This is a genomic window from Enterobacter sp. BIDMC109, from assembly GCF_001037885.1.
Lineage (GTDB): Bacteria > Pseudomonadota > Gammaproteobacteria > Enterobacterales > Enterobacteriaceae > Enterobacter > Enterobacter hormaechei_C.
Window position 1 is genome coordinate 3,984,730 of sequence record NZ_KQ090002.1, and the last position, 20,886, is coordinate 4,005,615.

The following is a 20,886-nucleotide window of genomic DNA, read 5'->3' on the forward strand; positions in this document are numbered from 1 at the left end:
CCCGCAATCCTCGATCCCGTAGGCCGGGTAAGCGCAAGCGCTACCCGGCATTTCACGCCGCACGCTCGTCCCTATTCGCCATCACCTGCGGCGTATTGACCTCAATCCAGTCGGCCAGCGCGGCCACCTTCTCGCTTACCTCCTGCCCCATCGGCGTCAGGCTATACTCCACATGCGGCGGCACGACCGGATACGACACGCGATCGACAAACCCGTCATGCTCCAGCGCCTGTAAAGACTGAGCCAGCATCTTCTCGCTGACGCCGCCCATCTTGCGGCGCAGATCGCTGAAGCGATGCGTCCCCTGACGTAACGCCACCAGGATCAGCACGCCCCAGCGGCTGGTTACGTGTTTGAGCACCTCCCGTGACGGGCACTGTTCCGCAAAGAGGTTGCCATCGCGCATTTGCTCGCTGAGCGTTGGTATTGTTGTTTTCATACTTACCTTTTTGTACGTACTTACTAAAAGTTAGTTATGGTGATAGTGTGCCACAACACCAGACAAACACGAAGGAGATTCATCATGATCGCGATTACCGGCGCAACTGGCCAGCTTGGCCAACACGTTATTGAAGAACTGCTGAAAACCGTTCCGGCCAGCCAGATCGTGGCTATTGTGCGTAACCCGGCGAAAGCCGAAGCGTTGCGTCAGCAAGGGGTCGTTGTGCGTCAGGCGGATTACACCGATGAAGCCGCATTTACCACCGCGCTGAACGGCGTGGATAAACTGCTGCTCATCTCCTCCAGCGAAGTGGGCCAGCGTGCCGTACAGCACCAGAACGTGATAAACGCCGCCAAAGCCGCCGGGGTGAAATTCATCGCCTATACCAGCCTGCTGCATGCTGACAAATCTCCGCTGGGTCTGCACGTTGAGCACGTCGAAACCGAAAATGCCCTGGCGGCCTCCGGCGTGCCTTACGCTCTGCTGCGCAACGGCTGGTACACCGAAAACTACCTGGCAAGCGCGCCGCCAGCGCTGGAACACGGCGTATTTATGGGTGCCGCAGGCGAAGGCAAAATTGCCTCTGCGACCCGTGCGGATTACGCGGCGGCGGCAGCGAAAGTGATTTCTGAAGAGGGTCATGCCGGCAAGGTGTATGAACTGGCGGGTGATAATGCCTGGACGCTGAGCGAACTGGCTGCGGAACTGAGCAAGCAGAGCGGTAAGCCGGTAACGTATCAGAACCTCAGCGAAGCCGATTTCGCCGCTGCGCTGAAGGGCGTTGGTTTGCCTGCCGGGCTGGCGGAGATGCTGGCGGACTCCGACACCGGCGCGTCCAAAGGCGGCCTGTTCGACGACAGCCGTACCCTGAGCAAACTGATCGGCCGCCCAACCACATCACTGGCGGAAAGCGTCAAAGCCATCCTGTAGTTGTTAAAAATTGGTTATTTTTTGTGGCATCCCCTCGGGTCATCTCTGATAATGAAGCGATGACCCACAAGGAGGCTCACCGTGCAAGGCGTACCGGAACAGTTCACTGATGAGAGAGACAGCGCGCGCTTTCGCCATCTGGCGCAGCTGCCGGGCCTGGAGCTTTATCACGCCCATATCTCTGACTACGCCTTTGAGCCTCACACTCATGAAGCCTTCGGTATCGGCACCATCGAAACCGGTGCCGAACGCTTCCGCTATCGCGGTACCCAGCATCTTGCCGCGGAAAAATCCGTCGTGACCATGAACCCGGACGAGATCCACACAGGGGAATCCGCCACCGAAGGCGGCTGGCGCTACCGGATGGTCTACATCGAACCCGACCTGCTGGAAGAGGTCACCGGCTTGCGTCACTGGTGGTTTAATGACGTCACGCGCCACGACCCTTTGCGCTCGCAGCAGATTGGCCGGTTAATTTACGGCCTGTGGCACACCAACGATCCGCTGGCGCAGAAGGGGCTGCTACTGGATTTGATTCAGACTTTTCAGCCACTGGCCCATCATGCGCCGGTGGTGCAGGAGGCCGCGCACCGCTTCGAACGCGTTCGCGACTATCTGCACGACAACTATATGCGCTCGCTGACCCTGGACGAGCTGGCTAACGTTGTCTCGCTCAGCCCGTACCATTTTCAGCGCCAGTTCAAAGCCCATTTCCACGTTACGCCCCACCAGATGCTGATGGCCATCCGGCTGTGGCGCGCAAAAGCATTCCTCACCCACGGCATGCCTGCCGCCGAGGTGGCCGCCGCGACCGGGCTGACCGATCAGTCGCATTTAACCCGCGCCTTCACCCGTCGCTACGGCATCACGCCCGTGCGCTACCAGAAACAGGTTATGCCGCGCTAATGCGCAACCTCATACAATACGCGCGCGTTTTGCCCTCCTACACTGATCGCAAAGTGAATCAAGATGGATGGAAAAATGATTAGCGGCGTGTTGTATGCCCTGCTTGCGGGTTTGATGTGGGGGCTGATTTTTGTCGGCCCGCTGATTGTGCCGGAGTACCCGGCAATATTGCAGTCGACCGGACGTTACCTGGCGCTGGGGCTGATTGCCGTGCCGCTGGCATGGCTGGGGCGCGCGCGTCTGCGTCAGTTGGGCCGCCAGGACTGGCTCACCGCGCTGGCGCTGACCATGATGGGTAATCTGATCTACTACGTCTGTCTGGCGAGCGCCATTCAGCGCACCGGTGCGCCGGTGTCGACCATGATTATCGGCACGCTGCCGGTGGTCATCCCGGTTTTCGCGAACCTGCTTTACAGCCAGCGTGACGGCAAACTGGCGTGGTCAAAAATGGCGCCCGCTCTGGTCTGCATCGCCGTGGGGCTGGTGTGCGTGAATATTGCCGAGCTTCGCCACGGCCTTGAAAACTTCAGCTTATGGCGTTACGGCTCAGGGATCTTTCTGGCGTTTATTTCGGTTGTCTGTTGGGCCTGGTATGCCCTGCGCAATGCACGCTGGCTGCGGGAAAACCCGGATAAACATCCGATGATGTGGGCGACGGCGCAGGCGCTGGTCACCCTCCCTGTCTCGTTGCTGGGCTATGTGGGCGCGTGTGTCTGGCTGGGTAGCCAGCAACCGGCATTTACCCTGCCCTTCGGACCGCGCCCGTGGGTATTCGTCGGGTTAATGGTCGCCATTGCCGTGCTCTGTTCGTGGGTGGGCGCGCTGTGCTGGAACATTGCCAGCCAGAAGCTGCCGACGGTGATACTGGGGCCGCTGATTGTCTTTGAGACGCTGGCAGGGCTGCTCTATACCTTCCTGATGCGTCAGAGCGTGCCGCCGCTGCTAACGGCCTGCGGGATCGCGCTGCTGGTCGTTGGGGTGGTGATTGCGGTGAGAGCGAAGCCGGAAAAACCGATGGTCGTTCCGGCGTCGGAGGGGTGAGCTTTTCGCCCAGCGGCGCTTCGCTTGCAGGGCCTACAAACCGTAGGCCGGGTAAGCGTCAGCGCCACCCGGCACAGTATCAGAACGTTTCCCAGTTCGCTTCAGACGCCGCCGCGACGGGCTGCGCTTTAGGTGCATAGGTCTTTACCGGCGCGGCTTTCACCGCCTGGTTACGGGTGATCTTAAACACCGCCACCGCGTCGTTCAGGCGTGCAGCCTGATCTTCCAGCGCCGCCGCTGCCGCCGCAGACTCTTCCACCAGCGAGGCGTTCTGCTGGGTGACGCGATCCATCTCCGCCACCGCCTGACCCACCTGGTCGATACCGCGGCTCTGTTCGTCGGAGGCCGACGCAATCTCACCCATGATGTCCGTCACGCGCGTAACCGCATTGACGATCTCCGCCATCGTCGCGCCCGCTTCATTTACCAGCTGAGAACCCGCGTTGACGCGTTCGCCGGAATCATCGATCAGCGCTTTGATCTCTTTCGCCGCCTGTGCGCTGCGCTGGGCAAGGGTACGCACCTCGCCCGCGACAACCGCGAAGCCACGTCCCTGCTCGCCCGCGCGCGCCGCTTCTACCGCCGCGTTCAGCGCCAGAATATTGGTCTGGAAAGCAATGCCGTCGATCACGTTAGTAATTTGCGCGATTTTGCTGGAACTGGTGGCGATTTCGTCCATGGTGCGCACAACGCCCTCGACCACGTTACCGCCCTTCTTCGCGGTGGAGGAGGCGTCCAGCGCCAGACGCGACGCCTGACGCGCGTTATCGGCGTTTTGCTTCACTGTGGCGGTTAACTGTTCCATGCTGGCTGCCGTCTCTTCCAGAGAAGCGGCCTGTTGCTCGGTACGAGAGGAGAGATCGTTGCTGCCCGCCGAGATTTCACCCGCGCCGGTGTAGATGGTATCTGCGCCTTCACGCACCACGCCCACCGTGTTGGCCAGCGCAGTCTGCATCTCCTGAACGTTGCGCGCCAGGATCGCCATTTCATTTTTACCCTCAGCCTGAATCGGCTGGGTTAAATCCCCTGCGGCAATGGCGCGGATATGGTTGATCACCTCTTCCAGCGGCAGCAGCAGCACGCGGCGCATCGCAATCCAGCTGGAAATAATCACCGCGATCACCAGCAGCATCACCGCAGAAAGGATCCACAGAATGCGTTTGTAGTCGCTTTCATTGTCCCGGATCCCTTTGGCGGTCAGCGCGGCCTGCGCCTCACGCCACTCGCGATAAACCTTTTGCATCGCGGTCTGCTTCTGTTCGGCATTTTGTTTGAAAATATCTTCCAGATTGCCCTGCCCCAGCAGAACGTTCATTTGCGTCAGCGTGGCGGAGTAGACGCGGTACTGCTCTTCCAGGCGATCGGCCAGGTGCTCGTCCATACCCGGCGTTTCCGGCAGCGCGTAGTATTTATCGTAATGGGTCTGGGCATCGGCCAGCAGGTTTTTCGCGGTATTGACCAGCTCGTTCAGCTGTCCGCCATTAATCTGCGACGCCATGCTGCTTTGCAGGCGCAACATGCCGCGGTTGAGAGTGACGCGCGCCTGGTTCAGGCTGATCCAGGCGTCGGTAAACTCCGCGACGTTCTGGCTGGAAAGCTGAGAAACGGTGAAGTTCTCTTTATCGTTATTGAGTGCGTTAATGAAAATGCCAGCGGAGATCAGCTGCATGATGCCGAGCACAAGCAGCACCGAAATCAAAAGAGTAATGACTTTTATACGTTTAAACATGCGTTGCCTTTTTTATATACAGGTATTGTCTGACCTGTATCTATCGGCACGTTCGGCAGGTTGTTTACTGTTTCTCCACCTTTAAAAACTTTCGAAAGCCCTTTTCTGCATTCAATCAGCAAGTTAAAAGCACGCTTTTTTTGTGATCCCCTTCTCATTTTCACCCTTGCCTCTAAAGGGTTATAGTATCCACCTAAAGATGCATTTAAAATGCATCTTATATTCCTGATGATGAGGAAACTGTTATGGCCTTCCGCGACCAACCCTTAGGCGAGCTGGCGCTCTCCATCCCTCGCGCTTCTGCGCTGTTCCGTAAATACGATATGGATTACTGCTGCGGTGGTAAGCAAACGCTGGCGCGTGCAGCGTCGCGTAAAGAGCTGGATGTGGAGGCTATCGAAGCGGAGCTGGCTCAGCTGGCTGAACAGCCTGTCGACAAAGACTGGCGCACCGCGCCGCTGGCTGAAATCATCGACCATATCATTGTGCGTTACCACGATCGTCACCGCGAGCAGCTGCCGGAGCTGATTTTACAGGCGACCAAAGTTGAACGCGTTCATGCCGATAAACCTTCCGTACCGCGCGGCCTGGCGAAATATCTGACCATGCTGCACGAAGAACTTTCCAGCCACATGATGAAAGAGGAGCAGATCCTCTTCCCGATGATCAAACAGGGCATGGGCAGCCAGGCCATGGGGCCCATCAGCGTGATGGAAAGCGAACATGATGACGCCGGCGAACTGCTGGAAGTGATCAAACACACCACCAACAACGTCACACCGCCGCCAGAAGCGTGCACCACCTGGAAAGCCATGTACAACGGCATTAACGAGATGATCGACGATCTGATGGAACACATTAGTCTTGAGAATAACGTTCTGTTCCCGCGTGCATTATCGGGTAAATAAAAAAGCCCGGTGGCGCTAGCGCTTACCGGGCCTACAACATCCGCGAACCTAGGCCGGGTAAGCGTCAGCGCCACCCGGCAACATGCTTAGCGCATGCCCGCCATACGTTTCTTACCGATAAATAGCCAGCCCAGCCCCAGCGCGATAAACCACAGCGGCGTGACCATCAGCGCCTGTCGGGTATCTTCTTCCAGCGTCAGCAGCACCAGCACGAAGACAAAGAACGCCATGCACACCCAGCACATCAGCTTGCCCAGCGGCATCTTGTAGATCGACTTCTCGTGCAGGTGTGGACGCTGCTTGCGGTACACAAGGTACGAGCAGAGGATGATGGTCCAGACGAACATAAACAGGATCGCCGACACCGTGGTGATCATGGTGAACGCGCCGATTACGCTCGGGTTGACGTAGAGCATCACCACACCGCCCAGCAGACAGATGCAGGAGAAGGTCAGCCCTTTCGCCGGTACCGCGCGTTTAGACAGTTTGGCAAACGCGCTCGGAGCAACGCCCTCCTGCGCCAGGCCGAACAGCATACGGCTGGTGGAGAAGACGCCGCTGTTCGCGGAAGAGGCCGCAGAGGTCAGCACCACGAAGTTAATCAGGCTCGCGGCAGCAGGCAGCCCCACCAGCACGAACAGCTCGACGAACGGGCTCTTGGTTGGCACCACCGAGCTCCATGGCGTCACGGACATAATGACGATCAGCGCGAACACGTAGAACATGATGATACGCAGCGGAATGGAGTTGATCGCGCGCGGCAGGGATTTCTCCGGATCTTTGGTTTCCGCCGCCGTGGTACCGACCAGCTCAATCCCGACAAACGCAAACACCGCTATCTGGAAGCCGGCAAAGAAGCCGCTGATACCTTTCGGGAACCAGCCGCCGTCATTCCACAGATGGGCAAACGAGGCCTGTACGCCGGTTGGCGACTGGAAGTGCGTCAGCACCATCACCAGCCCGACGACAATCAGCGCGATGATGGCGACGATTTTGATCATCGCGAACCAGAACTCCATCTCACCGAACATTTTAACGGTGGCGAGGTTCAGGCTCAGCAGCAGAATAATCACCGCCAGCGAAGCCCCCCAGTCCGACAGGCCGGGGAACCAGAATTGGGCGTAGGCCGTAATAGCGACAACATCCGCCATGCCGGTAACCACCCAGCAGAACCAGTAGGTCCAGCCGGTAAAATAGCCCGCCCACGGGCCGAGCAGGTCTGACGCGAAGTCGCTGAAGGATTTGTATTCGAGATTCGACAGCAGCAATTCACCCATTGCACGCATCACGAAAAAGAGCATAAAACCGATGATCATATAAACGAAGATGATCGACGGGCCGGCAAGACTGATGGTTTTGCCCGAGCCCATAAACAGCCCGGTGCCGATGGCTCCACCAATGGCAATAAGCTGAATGTGACGGTTCGTGAGATTTCGCCGTAGCGACTGTTCAGACGTCGCCTCTTCTGCGGCGGCGACTTTGACCTGATCTACCATGTGATATTTTCCTGTTTATGCCTGTCTGTGTTGTTAAGGCTCTTCTGGCCTTTATATACGCCAAATAAATGACGGACCCTGTGTAAGGACTAATCGATAGTAGGTAAGAATCGGCGGGATGAATACTATGATTTGAATATTATGTTAATAATATGTTGAAAGTGAGTGTCATATCACTCATACAGCGCGAAACAGCTCACAAAAATACACGTAACAGTTTCGTTTGCAATACAAAATGTTGATTTCGTCGTAACTCCGGGTTTTATCGCTATTTTCCTCTCCCCGATCGGAGAGAGGAAAATAAGAAAAACCGATTACAGGATTTCCAGCAGCTCGACTTCAAACACCAGGGTGCTGAATGGCGGAATGGACGCGCCAGCGCCACGCTCGCCGTAAGCCAGGTTGTGCGGGATAGTGAGTTCCCATTTGGAACCTACTGGCATCAGGGTCAGGGCTTCGATCCAGCCTGCGATAACGCCGTTGACCGGGAACTCAGCCGGTTCGCCACGTGCGACGGAGCTGTCGAACACGGTACCGTCGATCAGCTTACCGGTGTAGTGTACGCGAACGTGGTCGGTACGCGCCGGGATTGCGCCATCACCCTGATTGATTACGCGGAACTGCAAGCCGGACTCGGTGCTGTTCACGCCTTCACGCTCACGGTTCTCTTCCAGATATTTCACGCCTTCTGCCGCCATCTCTTCGAAACGCGCGCGACGTACGGCGTCAGCACGTTCGTGGATTTCACGCAGCGCACGGTGCACAACGTCAACCGGCACAGCGGGCTGCTTGCCTTCCAGCGCGTCAGCGATACCCGCCACCAGCGCTTCCGGTAACAGACCTTCCAGGCCGGATTCGCTCAGCTGCTGTCCTACCTGCAAGCCGATGCCGTAGCTTGCCTGCGCTTCGATAGTGTCAAAAGTCGGGGTGGTCATGGGTTTTCCTTCCATCACATTTAAAGTAGCGGGCAGCATATCAGCCATGCCCTTATGGGTAAAACTTTGTCTTAAGTAAAGGTGACAAACTGCGACGAAACGGAAACAATAGTAGCCGTCAGGATTTTCCCTAATATATGTCACGAAAGCTGGCTTTGTTACGCCCATCAGGCAGTTAGCAAACTACACTTCTCAGGACAGGATAAAAAGACGCGGAGCAGGAGGAGAGCCATGCCCGGGCGATTTGAACTGAAACCTACCCTGGCGAAAATCTGGCATGCGCCGGATAACTTTCGCATCATGGACCCGCTGCCGCCTTTGCACCGCAGAGGCATTATTATCGGCGCGTTGCTGATCGTCATCGGCTTCCTGCTTCCTTCCGGCAGTGACAACGTTGATACCGCGCCGGTCAGCCGGAATGCTGAGCTGGATATCCAGTCGCAAAGCCAGCCGCAGCCTGATTCACAGCCGATGCAGACGCAGCTGGTCACACCGTCTAACGATCCGGGCCAGGTTGCGCCGGTTGAACCTGAACCGGTTCAGGAAGATCAGGAGCAGGCCGCCGCCCCTTCAGAGCCACAGGCGCAACAGCCCACCGGCATTGAGCAGCAGTGGCGTTCGTATCGCGTAGAGCCTGGGAAAACTCTTGCCCAGCTGTTCCGCGACCACAATCTGCCAGCAACGGATGTGTATGCCATGGCGCAAGTCGAGGGGGCAGGCAAACCGCTCAGCAACCTGCAAAATGGTCAGATGGTGCAGATCCGCCAGAATGCCAGCGGGGTGGTAACCGGGTTAACGATCGATACCGGAAACGGGCAGCAGGTACTGTTTACCCGCCAGCCGGACGGCAGTTTCATCAGAGCACGTTAATGGCCCAGGCCGGGTAAGGCGATGCCGCCACCCGGCACTTTTGTTCTCAGGCACGCCGTTTATTCACCCACCAAATCCCCGAGCAGACCAGCACCAGCGCAATCGCGTATTTGATGTCCAGAATGTTTTCGCCGAGGAAGATGGCGGAGAGCACCGTCCCTGCTACAGGTATGACAAAGTTGAACGGGGCAATCATACTCACGCGGTTTACTTTCAGCAGCGCGCTCCACAGGGCGAACGCCACGGATGAGAGCAGCGTCAGATACCCCAGCACGGCGACGGCTTTCATGCTGTGCACCTCCAGCGTCCCGCCCGTGGCATAGCCTCCCGCAACCAGTGCCGCCCCGCCTATCCCCAGCTGCCAGCCAGTCATCACCGTCGGGTCAACGGTCTGGGAAATGCGTTTCCCGTAAAGCGTGGCCGCAGAGAGAATAAAGGCGGCCAGCACCACAAATCCGTCACCTTTCCAGACAAACTGGAACTCACTTAACCCGCTGTGGAAGTTCACCAGCATAACCCCGGCAAAGCCCAGAACACATCCCAGCGTTTTGTTATAGCTGAGTTTGTCGTTGTGGTAGATAAAGTGCGCCAGCAGCACGCTGAAGAAGGTCCCGGTGGCATTCATGATGGAGCCGTTCACCCCGGTCGTGTAGGCCAGGCCGATATAAAAGAAGGTGTACTGGAGGGAGGTCTGCGTCAGTCCGAGGATCGTGAGCTGGCCAAACTGCGTGGGCGTGAGCCTGCCAATCGGCTTTCGCTGGGCCAGGGCAAAAAGCAGCAGCAACGCGCCGGCAAACAGAAAACGGTATCCGGCAAAGACGACTTTGGAGGGGATATCATCGGTCGCGATCTGAAAGAGTTCGTAGCCACTTTTAATGGCCGGGTACGAGCTTCCCCAAAGCAGACAGCAGAGCGTGGCGCAGGCATAGGCCACATTGCGACGGGCAAAGACGGGCGTGGGCAGAGCAGTATCCATGACAAATCTCATAAATAAAATTGCGTTTCAATTTATTATCAGAGAATGCGTCAGGAATAGCGACCTTACAAGAGCAAAAGATGACGCAGGGTCACGCTAAAAAGCAAAACGCCGGCACAAGGCCGGCGCTTCGACGCGAGCAGAGTAAAAAATTACTCAGCTACTACGTTAACAACCAGTTTAGCGAACACTTCGCTGTGAACCTGGAAGTCAACTTCGTGCTCACCAGTGGTACGCAGAACGCCGTTCGGCATACGAACTTCGCTCTTAGCCACTTTAACGCCTGCCGCAGTAACTGCATCAGCGATATCGCGGGTACCGATGGAACCGAACAGTTTACCTTCGTCGCCAGCTTTAGACGCGATAGTAACGGTGCCCAGTGCGTTGATTGCTTCAGCGCGAGCGTTAGCAGCCGCCAGAACGTCAGCCAGTTTGGCTTCCAGTTCAGCACGACGTGCTTCGAAAAACTCTACGTTTTTCTTAGTAGCTGGAACAGCTTTACCCTGTGGAACCAGGAAGTTACGAGCGTAACCCGCTTTAACGTTTACCTGATCACCCAGGCTGCCCAGGTTTGCTACTTTATCAAGCAGAATAACTTGCATTACCTTATCCTCTTAAAGTCGTATTAATGGACCGTGCCCGATTACTGATGACGATCAGTGTACGGCAGCAGAGACAGGTAGCGAGCGCGTTTGATAGCGCGAGCCAGCTGACGCTGATATTTTGCACGAGTACCGGTGATACGGCTTGGGACAATCTTACCGCTTTCGGTGATGTAGTTTTTCAGCGTTGCGATATCTTTATAGTCGATCTCTTGAACGCCTTCCGCGGTGAAACGGCAGAACTTGCGACGACGGAAATAACGTGCCATATGGCTAGTCTCCAGAATCTATCAAATCAATCTGCTCGGCATGCAGAACCATTTTGCTCAGGCCGTTCTTTGCCTTGTGGCAAGAAATGAACCCCTGAACGATTACTGCGCTACCGACCGTTAAACTGTGAGTAATGGCCTGGTTTTCGTGTCCGCTAATAATTACGGGCATTTGGCACCACGCCTGCCGGTGAAACCCGGCTTCCTCTTGCACAGAACGATGCTCAAGCACGAACTGGCAATGCGGAATTCCTGATGGGCTGACCTTTCGAAGGGGGGGCCTGCACACGGTGCCGGACAACACCAGACGGTTGGTCATCAGAAATTACTCTTCAGAATCCCCAGCATCAGAATCATCTGCGGTTTCGTTTGCGAAATCATCGCGACGCTCACGGCGCTCGTCTTTCGCTTTAACCATCGGAGATGCTTCGGTCACTGCGTGTTTGGTACGCATAACCATGCTGCGGATAACGGCATCGTTGAAGCGGAAGGTAGTTTCCAGCTCATCGATCACTTCCTGCGGAGCTTCAACGTTCATCAGAACGTAGTGTGCTTTGTGCAGTTTGTTGATCGGGTAAGCCAGCTGACGGCGGCCCCAGTCTTCCAGACGGTGGATCGTGCCTTCTGCACCAGTGATGGCAGCAGAGTAACGCTCGATCATGCCCGGAACCTGTTCGCTCTGGTCAGGGTGGACCATAAAAACGATTTCGTAATGACGCATCGAATTGCTCCTTACGGATTATTCAGCCTCCTGTCTGGGTCAGCCGAGGCCCGGGGAGGCAAGGAACGTGTTAAAGGTCGGCTGAAAAATTGACGCGTCATAATACTTGCGCCCCCCAGGAAACTCAAGCTGATTGCACAAATAATTCGCACAAAGGGTAAAGCTGTTCTAAGTGGGTGATTTAAAATCGCACTCATCAGAAGCGCTGTTTTTTTGAACAACACCATCAGAAATGGTCACCCATCGCAATCCGGGTAGCGATTACACTTTAATCAGAGACACTGAACAGAGAAGGAGAACATTACCCCGTATCACAGCACGCAGTCGTGGAGCGCATATCATGAAAAGAATCGCAATCGCCATTTTGGCTGCGCTTTTGCTCAGTGCAAACGCGAAGGCAGCCATCAGAATAGACAGCCAACAGGCCAGAAACATGGATGATGTGCAGAGCTTAGGCGTTATTTACATCAATCATAACTTCGCCACTGAAAGTGAAGCAGATCAGGCGCTTAATGAAGAAACCGATGCGCAGGGCGCAAAATACTATCACGTCATGCTGACACGTGAGCCCGGCAGCAACGGTAATATGCACGCCAGTGCAGATATTTACCAGTAACGCTACATCGCTAGCACCAGGAAAGCCAACGAAAATCAAAGCCATATATAATTTTCCCCCTGCCCGGGGGCTTTTTTTATGAATGGCTCCGGAATACCACCGGTTACAACTGTTTCGGTATTCCAGAGCACTTATTCACTTCTGCCCGTAATAAGCATTCGGGCCATGCTTACGCATGAAATGCTTGTTCATCAGGTAATCATCAATGCCCTGAAGCTGTGGGTTAATGCCGCGCGCAATCCACGCCATTCTGGCCACCTCTTCCATCACCACCGCGTTATGCACGGCGTCATGCGCATCTTTACCCCAGGAGAACGGACCATGCTGGTACACCACAATACCCGGCGTATGCAGTGGTTCCGTCTCACCCAGCGTTTCGATAATGACCCTGCCGGTGTTAAGTTCGTACTCGCCTTCGACCTCAGCCTGCGTTAACGCTCGCGTGCAGGGAATATCGCCGAAGAAGTAATCTGCGTGCGTCGTACCCAAAGCAGGGATCGCCAGCCCGGCCTGTGCCCAGGCGGTGGCGTGCGTGGAATGGGTATGCACAACGCCACCCAGAGACGGGTAACGCTGATACAGCGCCAGGTGGGTTGCCGTATCTGAAGAAGGGCGCCATTTGCCTTCAACGACGTGTCCTTCCAGGTCAACCACCACCATATCGTCCGCTTTCATGGCGTCATAGGCCACGCCGCTCGGCTTAATCACCACTAGCCCCTGCTCGCGATCGATGGCGCTTACGTTGCCCCAGGTAAACGTCACCAGTCCATAGCGCGGGAGATCCATATTGGCTTCAAAGACCTGCTGTTTCAGCTTAAGCATGTTCCGCCTCCATCAGCCCTGCCCGCGCCATGCGCTCGCGCACCCAGTCCCGGGCTTTCGCCACTTCTGCCGCCGGGTCGTCCGCGGTTTCGCTCCACATCTCAATCAGGTAAGGCCCGCAATAACCTGTCTGTTTGAGCGTCTGGAAGCACCGTTCGAAATCCACCACCCCGGTGCCGAACGGTACGTTTTTAAACACGCCAGGACGGGTATCTTTAACGTGCACCGCCACGATATGCCCGATGCCCGCCTGAAGCTCCATCTGTACATCGTTATCCCATGCCGACAGGTTTCCGATATCCGGATAAAGCTGGAACCATGGGTTGTTCAGATAGTGCGCATAGCCCAGCGCCTTGCTGATGGAGTTCATCAACGGATAATCCATGATCTCCATCGCCAGCGTCACCTGCGCACGGCTTGCCATCTCAACGCTCTCTTTCAGGCCCTCCCGGAAACGACGGCGCGTTTCATCGTTGGCTTCCTGATAGTAAACATCGTAACCCGCCAGTTGGATCACGCGGATGCCGACATCCTGTGCAAAGCGAATGGCTTTACGCATGATCTCCAGCCCTTCGGCGCGTACAGCATCATCTTCGCTGCCAAGCGGAAAACGACGATGAGCGCTCAGGCACATGGATGGCACGCGCACGCCGGTTTCGGCAATGGCGCTCACCAGCGCCAGACGCTGGTCGCGGCGCCAGTCCAGGCGAGAAAGACGCTCGTCCGTCTCATCCACAGACATTTCGACAAAATCGAAACCCAGCTGCTTCGCCAGCTGCAACCGCTCCAGCCAGCACTCCCCCGCAGGGAGTGCCTTTTCATAGATGCCAAGCGGGACCTGTTTTGACAACATACCCGCTCCTTAACCCCAAAGCTGAGCGATTGAGCGTTTGAACTGACGCGCCGCTTCCACCGGAGACGCAGCATCACGAATGCTACGACCGGCAATAAAGACGTGAATCGGGATACCCTGGAACAGCGGCAGATCCTCCAGCGCCAGGCCACCGGTGACGGTCACTTTGAAGCCCATATCGGCCAGACGTTTGATCGCGCTGATATCGGCTTCGCCCCACGCCACGCCTGCGGCCTGCGCATCACGGCTACGGTGATAAACCACCTGCTGGATACCCGCTTCGCGCCACTCCTGCGCCTGCTCCCAGGTCCAGAAACCGGTCAGTTCAATCTGCACGTCGCCGTTGAACTCCTTCGCCACGTCCAGCGCGCCTTTCGCAGTGTTGATATCCGCACAGCAGATCACGGTGACCCAGTCGGCGTTGGCTTCAAAGCACATGCGAGAGAGGATTTTGCCCGCGTCGGCGATTTTGGCATCCGCCAGCACGATTTTATGCGGATAGAGCGCCTTCAGGTCACGAACCGCACGAACGCCTTCGCCCACGCACAGAATGGTGCCGACTTCGATGATGTCCACTTCTTCCGCAATCAGACGGGTGGTTTCGTAAGCGTGAGACAGAGTCTGGTTATCCAGCGCGACCTGCAACATTGGTAATGACATTTTCAATTCCTCTTAAACGGCCGCCGCAGTGGCGTTATCAATTAAATCCAGCACGTCCTGCGCGGTACGGCAGGCGCGTAAACGGTCAAAGTTGGCTTCGTCCTCAAACAGATTGACGATCTGCATGATCCCCACCTCCTGGTGGGTGTTGGCATCGACAGCCGCCATGGTGATCAGAATGTCGACCGGGTCGTTATCTTTGTGGTTGAACACCAGTGGTTTTTTCAACGTCACCAGCGCAAAACCGGTTTTCTTGACGCCCTCTTCGGGACGGCCATGCGGCATTGCCAGCCCCGGGGCAATCACAAAATAGGGTCCAAACTGCGCCACGCCATCCAGAATGGCCTGGTAATAACGCGGCTCGACAATGTCCGCCTTAACCAGCAGATCCACGCTCAGCTTCACCGCTTCCTGCCAGGTACTGGCTTCGGCCTGTAAAAGGATGGAGTTATTCTCTGCCAGCGAATCACGTAGTTTCATGTGGCATCCTTACTTCACGTCTTGTGGGAAGTGTTCTTTGATCACTTCCAGCAGCTTTGGTCCGAAATCCGCAGGCGACAGCATGTTGCGTACGCCTACCACGTATTTGTTGCCCGACACGCTAATCTCGCCGGCAATGTGCGTTGAGGCGATGATGATGTCCGCGCCATTCAGTTCACTTTTGTATTCACCCACTGCGCAGCTGTTCACCGTGTGGTCAATGTTTGACTGGGTTAAAAACTGGTCCACTTTCATCTTCATGATCATGGAGCTACCTTGCCCATTGCCACACACAGCCAGGATACGTACGGTCATAATCGAAACTCCTTAATGAGCAGACACTTCTGCTGTTTGTTTTTCTGCATCTTCTTCAGCCCGCAGCGAACGGCCAGCGAAGAACATATAAGCCAAGGCAATCAAGATGATGACGGCCATAAAGACCAGCCCGACGGACGCAAAGCCCTGCATCATCGGCGGCGCCAGAATTGACCAGTCCGCCATGCCCATCCAGGCGCTCATGCCGGTGAGCTTGACCGCCCACACGCACCCGAAGATTTCAATCATGCCCATCACCAGGCAGATCTTGAGCGCTGCGCGCCATCCGCCGAAGTGGTTAGCAAATACGCCAATAGTGGCGTTGGAGAAGAACATCGGGATAAAGCCAGGAATAATCAGGATTGAGGAGCCACAGCCCACCAGGATGCCGACCGCAATCAGCTGGCCGATGGTGCCCCACATAAAGCCCCAGACGACGGCGTTTGGCGCAAAGCTATAGATAGCCGCACAGTCAATCGCCAGCACCGCGCCAGGGATCAGGCGCTGGGAGATGCCGTTAAACGCTTCCGACAGTTCGGCGACGAACATACGCACGCCCTGGGTGATGATGAAAATGGCCACCGCGAAGGAGAAACCGGTTTGCAGGATATAGACCGTCCAGTGGGTTTTACCCGCCATCGCCTGCACCACGTCAATGCCAAAGGAGAGCAGGATGGCACCGAAGAAGATGGTCATCACAATTGCCGTGGAGACGATGTTGTCGTGGAAGATATTCAGCCAGCCAGGCAATTTGAGGTCTTCAACACTCTCCTCTTTTTTGCCCAGGTACGGCGCAACTTTGTAAGCAATCCAGGAAGCGAACTGCTGCTGGTGACCGATGGAGAAGCCGCAGCCGTCCGTAACGTCCTGCGTTGGCTTATACATCATGTTGGAGGTGATGCCCCAGTAAAGCGAGACCAGTATTGCCGTGCAGATGACGGTGGTCCACATTGGGTAGCCGAAGATATAGAGAGAAACGGCAATCAGCCCCGCCTGCTGGAACATAATGTGCCCGGTGAGCATGATGGTGCGAATACCGGTGATGCGGCGCAGGAGCACGTAAATGATGTTCAGCGCCAGCGCGAGCAGTACCGCATACCCAACCCAGCTGTACGCATCCCCCATACGATCGATGGTGGCCATCATGGACGCGTAAGTGTCAGAGATGGCGCCGTTAATGCCGTACACCTCTGACATTTTGGCAACAACCGGCTTAAACGTGCTGGTCAGAATGCCAGACCCCGCCTGCAACAGCATAAAACCAATGATGGTTTTGATGGTGCCTTTGATAATCACGCTGACGCTTTTGCGCAGCAGGATGTACCCCAGGCACGTCACGATACCCAGCAACAGCGGGGCGTTGGTCATTACCTGATTAAAGAACACGGTAAAGACGTTGTAGAGGATCTCCATAACTCTCTCCAGAAAATGAGAACACGAGGGGCAATCCCTGTGTGGTTGGTGTCATCACTCTATTAATCACAAATAATCATCACAAGATTGCATTTGATTATTTGTGACGGATCACGCAATTTATTTCCATGGTATTAGTAATGATTTTCACTACCAATCCAAACAAATAAATAAATTCTTAAATTTCAATACATTAATCATTTATAACGGTTATCTTAACAACGTCATGAAGTTTTTTCTGTGAGGTGGCGAGGGGAATTTTCCGCAAATCAGCCATTGCAAATCGATTAAAACAGTGCCAGCATTAATCACGACAAGTCATATAGTGATTACTTTTGATTAAAACCAGGAGTCAAACGATGAGTAAAGTGAAAACCATCACCCGTGAATCATGGATTCTGAGTACCTTTCCGGAGTGGGGTAGCTGGCTGAACGAAGAGATCGAGCAGGAACAGGTTGCTCCTGGCACATTTGCGATGTGGTGGCTGGGCTGCACCGGGATCTGGCTGAAATCAGAAGGCGGCGCCAACATTTGTGTTGATTTCTGGTGCGGCACCGGCAAACAGAGCCACGGCAATCCACTGATGAAAAAAGGCCACCAGATGCAGCGTATGGCCGGCGTTGAAAAGCTCCAGCCGAACCTGCGCACCACGCCTTTCGTGCTGGATCCTTTTGCCATTCGTCAGATCGACGCCGTACTCTCTACCCACGATCACAACGATCATATCGACGTGAACGTGGCGGCAGCGGTAATGCAAAACTGCGCGGACGACGTACCGTTTATTGGGCCGCAGACCTGCGTGGATTTGTGGATTGGCTGGGGCGTGCCAAAAGAGCGCTGCATCGTGATGAAGCCGGGCGACGTAGTGAAAATCAAAGACATTGAAATTCACGCGCTGGATGCCTTTGACCGTACCGCGCTGATCACCCTGCCTGCCGACCAGAAAGCCGCAGGCGTACTGCCAGACGGGATGGATGAGCGCGCGGTGAACTACCTGTTCAAAACGCCTGGCGGTTCCCTGTATCACAGCGGTGACTCCCACTACTCCAACTATTACGCGAAGCACGGTAACGAGCATCAGATTGACGTGGCGCTTGGCTCTTACGGTGAAAACCCGCGCGGGATCACCGACAAAATGACCAGCGCAGACATGCTGCGTATGGCCGAAGCGCTAAACACCAAAGTGGTGATCCCGTTCCACCACGATATCTGGTCAAACTTCCAGGCCGATCCGCAAGAGATCCGCGTCCTGTGGGAGATGAAAAAAGACCGCCTCAAGTATGGCTTCAAGCCGTTCATCTGGCAGGTTGGCGGCAAGTTCACCTGGCCGCTGGATAAAGACAATCTTGAGTACCACTACCCGCGTGGTTTCGATGATTGCTTTACGATTGAACCCGATCTGCCGTTCAAATCCTTCCTCTGATTCTGAGGCCCAATCGCCAGACCTTGCGTCTGGCGATGTCATATTTATCTTAGTAATTTCACGCTATTTCAAATATCATCTTTTCAAATCAATTCTTATCGGAATAGCTCATGACGGAAGCGCAACGGCATCAAATTTTACTGGAACTCCTGGCGCAAACAGGGTTTATCACCGTCGAGAAAGTGATCGAACGTTTAGGGATTTCCCCCGCTACCGCGCGGCGGGACATCAACAAGCTGGATGAGAGCGGCAAGCTGAAAAAAGTCCGCAACGGCGCAGAGGCCATCAGCCAGCAGCGTCCACGCTGGACGCCGATGAACATCCACCAGGCGCAGAATCACGATGAAAAGGTGCGGATTGCCAGAGCGGCGTCACAGCTGGTGAATCCTGGGGAGAGCGTGGTAATCAACTGCGGTTCGACGGCGTTTCTGCTGGGCCGTGAGATGTGCGGCAAGCCGGTGCAAATCATTACCAACTATCTGCCGCTGGCCAACTATCTCATCGACCAGGAACATGAAAGCGTGGTGATCATGGGCGGCCAGTATAACAAGAGCCAGTCCATCACCCTGAGCCCGCAGGACAGTGAAAACAGCCTCTACGCCGGGCACTGGATGTTTACCAGCGGCAAAGGCCTGACGGCGGATGGCCTGTATAAAACCGATATGCTCACCGCAATGGCAGAGCAGAACATGCTTAACGTGGTGGGCAAGCTGGTGGTGCTGGTCGACAGCAGCAAGGTCGGTGAACGCGCCGGCATGCTTTTCAGCCGCGCCGAGCAAATCAGCATGGTGATCACCGGCAAAAACGCCAACCCCGAGATCCTCAGCAAGCTGGAGGATCAGGGTGTCACAGTGCTGCGCGTTTAAAGGTGCTGACGGAAGAATTCCACGGTTGACTCCAGCGCGGCCGGGGTAATACGGTGCCGGACACCTGCTCCCCACAGGCAGGTCAGATTGCTGTCCAGCCCTTCACGCTGTAGCGCCTGTTGCAGGCGGAACGTTTCACCGGGCGGTACGACGTCATCGGCGTCCCCATGCCACAGAAGCAGCGGACGATCGGCCAGCTGCGAAAGCGCATGGCTGACGTCCCATTCAGACAACAGGGCCTCAATCTCCTGAGGGGCCTGCGGCGGGAACAGCGTCTTTGCCAGTGACGTAAAGTAGCCCGATCCCATCAGGCAAGCGACAGACGTCACCTCCGGATGCCTGGCCATGATCCCCAGCGCCGTCATTCCGCCCATTGATGCGCCTGCGACCGCCAGCCGTTTCCCCTCCACCAGCCCGGCCTGCAAGAGCGCGTCACGCAGCCCGGCGAACTCGGTCAGATTGCCGTGCAGCGTTTGCCAGAACAGCCCCAGCCGCGCCTGCTCATCGCCCGTAAAGCGTGCCCCATGATTCGGCGCATCAGGCATGACCACCCGGAAACCGGCCTGCGCCAGCGCGACGGCAAAATAGCTGTAGACCAGCTTCGAGGAGAGAAAGCCATGATAGAAAACTACCGTCGGCAGCGGCTGTTCATCTTTACCAGCCGGAAAAGCATGGATGATTTCATGCCCACTCAGCTGGCGAGTTTCAATTTCAATCATTGTCGATCCTGTGCTGATGAATGATTCATAATGTTGAGAGCTGGATTACGGTTTCACGATATTTTCATTCGAAATCTACGTCCCAGATAACACTTCGGGAACATTCCCCCAAAACTAAATTCGCAGACAACTACACTATGGCTATCAGGAAAAGAGACAGGTTTATGCGCAGGCTTACGGCTTTATTGCTGGTCTCACTGCTCAGCGGATGTTCCATATTGCAGGGTACGCCAGAACCGGCGCCGCCGGTTACCGATCATCCTCAGGAAATTCGTCGTAATCAGACGGAAGGATTACAACGCCTGGGTACCGTATCCGCGATGGTTCGTGGTTCCCCGGATGATGCAGAAGACGCAATTGAAGCACAGGCAGTTGCCGCAAAAGCAGATTATTACGTCATCACGATGATTGATGAAACCATTATTACGGGACAGTGGTACGCCCAGGGAATTTTGTACCGTAAGTAAGCATCATCATTTGAACGACTTTTACACTGCTTTGCGTCCGTAGACATTTTCCTGTCCACAATAAACTCCATGCCAGCAACAATGGAAATGAGTTTATTCGCGAAGGATTGCCCGGCGGATACCGGAGACACGTGAAAAGGAGCTGACGATGAAACGAACCCTTGCTTTAACGACGCTATTGCTTTCAGCGGGCCTGCTGAGCACCACGGCGCAGTCGGCCGAATTTGCCAGCGCGGATTGCGTCACGGGCCTGAACGAGATTGGTCAGATCTCCGTCAATAATATCACGGGAAGTCCGCAAGACGTTGAACGTGTCGTCGCCCTGAAGGCCGATGAACAGGGCGCATCCTGGTATCGCATCGTCCAGATGCAGGAAGATAACCATGTTAATCACTGGCGCGTGCAGGCCATTCTTTATGCATAATC

26 protein-coding genes are annotated in these 20,886 nt (G+C 55.6%); 10 read left to right on the forward strand and 16 right to left on the reverse strand.

What is annotated here, in order from left to right; translation table 11 throughout:
• Nucleotides 1-52: 52 nt before the first annotated feature.
• A complete protein-coding gene (locus SK62_RS18725) occupies nt 53-439 on the reverse strand; it encodes a winged helix-turn-helix transcriptional regulator (RefSeq protein WP_023302966.1) in 387 nt (128 codons plus the stop codon).
• Between the two features lie 84 nt (nt 440-523).
• On the opposite strand from SK62_RS18725, the gene SK62_RS18730 reads away from it, so the two are divergent.
• The 3 genes from SK62_RS18730 to SK62_RS18740 all read left to right on the forward strand — a co-directional run bounded on the left by SK62_RS18730 (nt 524) and on the right by SK62_RS18740 (nt 3,319).
• Nucleotides 524-1,372: an SDR family oxidoreductase gene (locus tag SK62_RS18730; protein ID WP_017383937.1), complete on the forward strand. Its 849-nt coding sequence runs from the start codon at nt 524-526 to the stop codon at nt 1,370-1,372.
• Between the two features lie 81 nt (nt 1,373-1,453).
• Nucleotides 1,454-2,278: an AraC family transcriptional regulator gene (locus SK62_RS18735; RefSeq protein WP_017694662.1), complete on the forward strand. Its 825-nt coding sequence runs from the start codon at nt 1,454-1,456 to the stop codon at nt 2,276-2,278.
• Between the two features lie 75 nt (nt 2,279-2,353).
• Nucleotides 2,354-3,319 (forward strand): DMT family transporter, encoded by a 966-nt coding sequence (locus SK62_RS18740; RefSeq protein WP_017383939.1) that lies wholly within the window; start codon nt 2,354-2,356, stop codon nt 3,317-3,319.
• A 79-nt stretch (nt 3,320-3,398) separates the two neighbouring features.
• Here SK62_RS18740 and SK62_RS18745 read toward each other — a convergent pair whose 3' ends face one another.
• Nucleotides 3,399-5,048 carry a methyl-accepting chemotaxis protein gene (locus tag SK62_RS18745; RefSeq protein WP_048249808.1) on the reverse strand — a complete coding sequence of 550 codons (1,650 nt, stop codon included), beginning with the start codon at nt 5,046-5,048 and terminating at the stop codon, nt 3,399-3,401.
• A gap of 245 nt (nt 5,049-5,293) precedes the next feature.
• On the opposite strand from SK62_RS18745, the gene ytfE reads away from it, so the two are divergent.
• The gene (ytfE, locus tag SK62_RS18750) at nt 5,294-5,956 is read left to right on the forward strand and encodes an iron-sulfur cluster repair protein YtfE (RefSeq protein WP_015572484.1); all 663 of its coding nucleotides are present in this window, start codon (nt 5,294-5,296) and stop codon (nt 5,954-5,956) included.
• Between the two features lie 86 nt (nt 5,957-6,042).
• Here ytfE and cycA read toward each other — a convergent pair whose 3' ends face one another.
• Both cycA and fklB read right to left on the reverse strand, forming a co-directional pair.
• Nucleotides 6,043-7,452: a D-serine/D-alanine/glycine transporter gene (gene cycA, locus SK62_RS18755; protein WP_047718213.1), complete on the reverse strand. Its 1,410-nt coding sequence runs from the start codon at nt 7,450-7,452 to the stop codon at nt 6,043-6,045.
• Nucleotides 7,453-7,766: 314 nt separating this feature from the next.
• The gene (fklB, locus tag SK62_RS18760) at nt 7,767-8,387 is read right to left on the reverse strand and encodes an FKBP-type peptidyl-prolyl cis-trans isomerase (protein ID WP_008502892.1); all 621 of its coding nucleotides are present in this window, start codon (nt 8,385-8,387) and stop codon (nt 7,767-7,769) included.
• 231 nt (nt 8,388-8,618) lie between these two features.
• On the opposite strand from fklB, the gene SK62_RS18765 reads away from it, so the two are divergent.
• The gene (locus SK62_RS18765; protein ID WP_015572481.1) at nt 8,619-9,257 is read left to right on the forward strand and encodes an OapA family protein; all 639 of its coding nucleotides are present in this window, start codon (nt 8,619-8,621) and stop codon (nt 9,255-9,257) included.
• A gap of 46 nt (nt 9,258-9,303) precedes the next feature.
• On the opposite strand, the gene SK62_RS18770 is transcribed toward SK62_RS18765, so the two are convergent.
• The 5 genes from SK62_RS18770 to rpsF form a co-directional block, all read right to left on the reverse strand.
• Nucleotides 9,304-10,233, reverse strand: a complete 930-nt coding sequence (locus SK62_RS18770; protein WP_017383942.1) for a DMT family transporter — start codon at nt 10,231-10,233, stop codon at nt 9,304-9,306.
• A 152-nt stretch (nt 10,234-10,385) separates the two neighbouring features.
• A complete protein-coding gene (gene rplI / locus SK62_RS18775) occupies nt 10,386-10,835 on the reverse strand; it encodes a 50S ribosomal protein L9 (RefSeq protein ID WP_006810372.1) in 450 nt (149 codons plus the stop codon).
• 41 nt (nt 10,836-10,876) lie between these two features.
• On the reverse strand, nt 10,877-11,104 hold the full coding sequence (gene rpsR / locus SK62_RS18780; protein WP_000135199.1) for a 30S ribosomal protein S18: 228 nt from the start codon (nt 11,102-11,104) through the stop codon (nt 10,877-10,879).
• Nucleotides 11,105-11,108: 4 nt separating this feature from the next.
• A complete protein-coding gene (priB, locus tag SK62_RS18785) occupies nt 11,109-11,423 on the reverse strand; it encodes a primosomal replication protein N (RefSeq protein ID WP_047718212.1) in 315 nt (104 codons plus the stop codon).
• A 6-nt stretch (nt 11,424-11,429) separates the two neighbouring features.
• On the reverse strand, nt 11,430-11,825 hold the full coding sequence (gene rpsF / locus SK62_RS18790) for a 30S ribosomal protein S6 (protein ID WP_003856034.1): 396 nt from the start codon (nt 11,823-11,825) through the stop codon (nt 11,430-11,432).
• Nucleotides 11,826-12,165: 340 nt separating this feature from the next.
• On the opposite strand from rpsF, the gene yjfY reads away from it, so the two are divergent.
• Nucleotides 12,166-12,441: a DUF1471 family protein YjfY gene (gene yjfY / locus SK62_RS18795; protein WP_047718211.1), complete on the forward strand. Its 276-nt coding sequence runs from the start codon at nt 12,166-12,168 to the stop codon at nt 12,439-12,441.
• 135 nt (nt 12,442-12,576) lie between these two features.
• On the opposite strand, the gene SK62_RS18800 is transcribed toward yjfY, so the two are convergent.
• From SK62_RS18800 to ulaA, 6 genes are read right to left on the reverse strand one after another with little or no spacing between them, the layout of a single operon-like run.
• Nucleotides 12,577-13,263: an L-ribulose-5-phosphate 4-epimerase gene (locus tag SK62_RS18800; RefSeq protein WP_017383945.1), complete on the reverse strand. Its 687-nt coding sequence runs from the start codon at nt 13,261-13,263 to the stop codon at nt 12,577-12,579.
• Nucleotides 13,256-14,116, reverse strand: a complete 861-nt coding sequence (locus SK62_RS18805; protein ID WP_015572478.1) for an L-ribulose-5-phosphate 3-epimerase — start codon at nt 14,114-14,116, stop codon at nt 13,256-13,258. The genes SK62_RS18800 and SK62_RS18805 overlap by 8 nt, the downstream gene beginning before the upstream one ends.
• A gap of 9 nt (nt 14,117-14,125) precedes the next feature.
• Nucleotides 14,126-14,776, reverse strand: coding sequence for a 3-keto-L-gulonate-6-phosphate decarboxylase UlaD (gene ulaD / locus SK62_RS18810; protein ID WP_017694667.1), 651 nt, complete (start codon nt 14,774-14,776; stop codon nt 14,126-14,128).
• Between the two features lie 12 nt (nt 14,777-14,788).
• The gene (gene ulaC / locus SK62_RS18815) at nt 14,789-15,256 is read right to left on the reverse strand and encodes a PTS ascorbate transporter subunit IIA (RefSeq protein ID WP_047718210.1); all 468 of its coding nucleotides are present in this window, start codon (nt 15,254-15,256) and stop codon (nt 14,789-14,791) included.
• Nucleotides 15,257-15,265: 9 nt separating this feature from the next.
• Entirely contained in the window at nt 15,266-15,571 is a 306-nt protein-coding gene (ulaB, locus tag SK62_RS18820; protein ID WP_003856022.1) for a PTS ascorbate transporter subunit IIB, read from the reverse strand.
• Nucleotides 15,572-15,583: 12 nt separating this feature from the next.
• Nucleotides 15,584-16,984 (reverse strand): PTS ascorbate transporter subunit IIC, encoded by a 1,401-nt coding sequence (gene ulaA, locus SK62_RS18825; protein WP_017694669.1) that lies wholly within the window; start codon nt 16,982-16,984, stop codon nt 15,584-15,586.
• 359 nt (nt 16,985-17,343) lie between these two features.
• Here ulaA and ulaG point away from each other — a divergent pair, with 359 nt between their 5' ends.
• Together ulaG and ulaR are read left to right on the forward strand one after the other, a co-directional pair.
• Nucleotides 17,344-18,408, forward strand: a complete 1,065-nt coding sequence (gene ulaG / locus SK62_RS18830) for an L-ascorbate 6-phosphate lactonase (protein ID WP_006810379.1) — start codon at nt 17,344-17,346, stop codon at nt 18,406-18,408.
• Nucleotides 18,409-18,518: 110 nt separating this feature from the next.
• Nucleotides 18,519-19,274, forward strand: a complete 756-nt coding sequence (gene ulaR / locus SK62_RS18835; protein ID WP_003856014.1) for an HTH-type transcriptional regulator UlaR — start codon at nt 18,519-18,521, stop codon at nt 19,272-19,274.
• Here the strand turns inward: ulaR and yjfP are convergent.
• Entirely contained in the window at nt 19,271-19,993 is a 723-nt protein-coding gene (gene yjfP, locus SK62_RS18840) for an esterase (RefSeq protein ID WP_015572474.1), read from the reverse strand. The genes ulaR and yjfP overlap by 4 nt on opposite strands.
• 137 nt (nt 19,994-20,130) lie before the next feature.
• On the opposite strand from yjfP, the gene bsmA reads away from it, so the two are divergent.
• Nucleotides 20,131-20,460 carry a biofilm peroxide resistance protein BsmA gene (bsmA, locus tag SK62_RS18845; RefSeq protein WP_017383949.1) on the forward strand — a complete coding sequence of 110 codons (330 nt, stop codon included), beginning with the start codon at nt 20,131-20,133 and terminating at the stop codon, nt 20,458-20,460.
• A gap of 148 nt (nt 20,461-20,608) precedes the next feature.
• Complete coding sequence (gene yjfN / locus SK62_RS18850) at nt 20,609-20,884, forward strand: DUF1471 family protease activator YjfN (RefSeq protein WP_017694671.1); 276 nt, start codon at nt 20,609-20,611, stop codon at nt 20,882-20,884.
• The last annotated feature ends 2 nt before the right edge of the window (nt 20,885-20,886 follow it).

Excerpts from the sequence above, each read along its gene's own strand:
- SK62_RS18770 (WP_017383942.1), bottom strand. The coding sequence starts at position 10,233 with ATGGATACTGCTCTGCCCACGCCCGTCTTTGCCCGTCGCAATGTGGCC.
- SK62_RS18740 (WP_017383939.1), top strand. The coding sequence starts at position 2,354 with ATGATTAGCGGCGTGTTGTATGCCCTGCTTGCGGGTTTGATGTGGGGG.
- ulaG (WP_006810379.1), top strand. The coding sequence starts at position 17,344 with ATGAGTAAAGTGAAAACCATCACCCGTGAATCATGGATTCTGAGTACC.
- rplI (WP_006810372.1), bottom strand. The coding sequence starts at position 10,835 with ATGCAAGTTATTCTGCTTGATAAAGTAGCAAACCTGGGCAGCCTGGGT.
- priB (WP_047718212.1), bottom strand. The coding sequence starts at position 11,423 with ATGACCAACCGTCTGGTGTTGTCCGGCACCGTGTGCAGGCCCCCCCTT.
- fklB (WP_008502892.1), bottom strand. The coding sequence starts at position 8,387 with ATGACCACCCCGACTTTTGACACTATCGAAGCGCAGGCAAGCTACGGC.
- yjfN (WP_017694671.1), top strand. The coding sequence starts at position 20,609 with ATGAAACGAACCCTTGCTTTAACGACGCTATTGCTTTCAGCGGGCCTG.
- SK62_RS18745 (WP_048249808.1), bottom strand. The coding sequence starts at position 5,048 with ATGTTTAAACGTATAAAAGTCATTACTCTTTTGATTTCGGTGCTGCTT.
- bsmA (WP_017383949.1), top strand. The coding sequence starts at position 20,131 with ATGGCTATCAGGAAAAGAGACAGGTTTATGCGCAGGCTTACGGCTTTA.
- ytfE (WP_015572484.1), top strand. The coding sequence starts at position 5,294 with ATGGCCTTCCGCGACCAACCCTTAGGCGAGCTGGCGCTCTCCATCCCT.
- SK62_RS18725 (WP_023302966.1), bottom strand. The coding sequence starts at position 439 with ATGAAAACAACAATACCAACGCTCAGCGAGCAAATGCGCGATGGCAAC.
- yjfP (WP_015572474.1), bottom strand. The coding sequence starts at position 19,993 with ATGATTGAAATTGAAACTCGCCAGCTGAGTGGGCATGAAATCATCCAT.
- SK62_RS18765 (WP_015572481.1), top strand. The coding sequence starts at position 8,619 with ATGCCCGGGCGATTTGAACTGAAACCTACCCTGGCGAAAATCTGGCAT.
- rpsF (WP_003856034.1), bottom strand. The coding sequence starts at position 11,825 with ATGCGTCATTACGAAATCGTTTTTATGGTCCACCCTGACCAGAGCGAA.
- SK62_RS18800 (WP_017383945.1), bottom strand. The coding sequence starts at position 13,263 with ATGCTTAAGCTGAAACAGCAGGTCTTTGAAGCCAATATGGATCTCCCG.
- rpsR (WP_000135199.1), bottom strand. The coding sequence starts at position 11,104 with ATGGCACGTTATTTCCGTCGTCGCAAGTTCTGCCGTTTCACCGCGGAA.
- SK62_RS18805 (WP_015572478.1), bottom strand. The coding sequence starts at position 14,116 with ATGTTGTCAAAACAGGTCCCGCTTGGCATCTATGAAAAGGCACTCCCT.
- ulaD (WP_017694667.1), bottom strand. The coding sequence starts at position 14,776 with ATGTCATTACCAATGTTGCAGGTCGCGCTGGATAACCAGACTCTGTCT.
- ulaR (WP_003856014.1), top strand. The coding sequence starts at position 18,519 with ATGACGGAAGCGCAACGGCATCAAATTTTACTGGAACTCCTGGCGCAA.
- SK62_RS18730 (WP_017383937.1), top strand. The coding sequence starts at position 524 with ATGATCGCGATTACCGGCGCAACTGGCCAGCTTGGCCAACACGTTATT.
- ulaB (WP_003856022.1), bottom strand. The coding sequence starts at position 15,571 with ATGACCGTACGTATCCTGGCTGTGTGTGGCAATGGGCAAGGTAGCTCC.
- yjfY (WP_047718211.1), top strand. The coding sequence starts at position 12,166 with ATGAAAAGAATCGCAATCGCCATTTTGGCTGCGCTTTTGCTCAGTGCA.
- ulaC (WP_047718210.1), bottom strand. The coding sequence starts at position 15,256 with ATGAAACTACGTGATTCGCTGGCAGAGAATAACTCCATCCTTTTACAG.
- ulaA (WP_017694669.1), bottom strand. The coding sequence starts at position 16,984 with ATGGAGATCCTCTACAACGTCTTTACCGTGTTCTTTAATCAGGTAATG.
- cycA (WP_047718213.1), bottom strand. The coding sequence starts at position 7,452 with ATGGTAGATCAGGTCAAAGTCGCCGCCGCAGAAGAGGCGACGTCTGAA.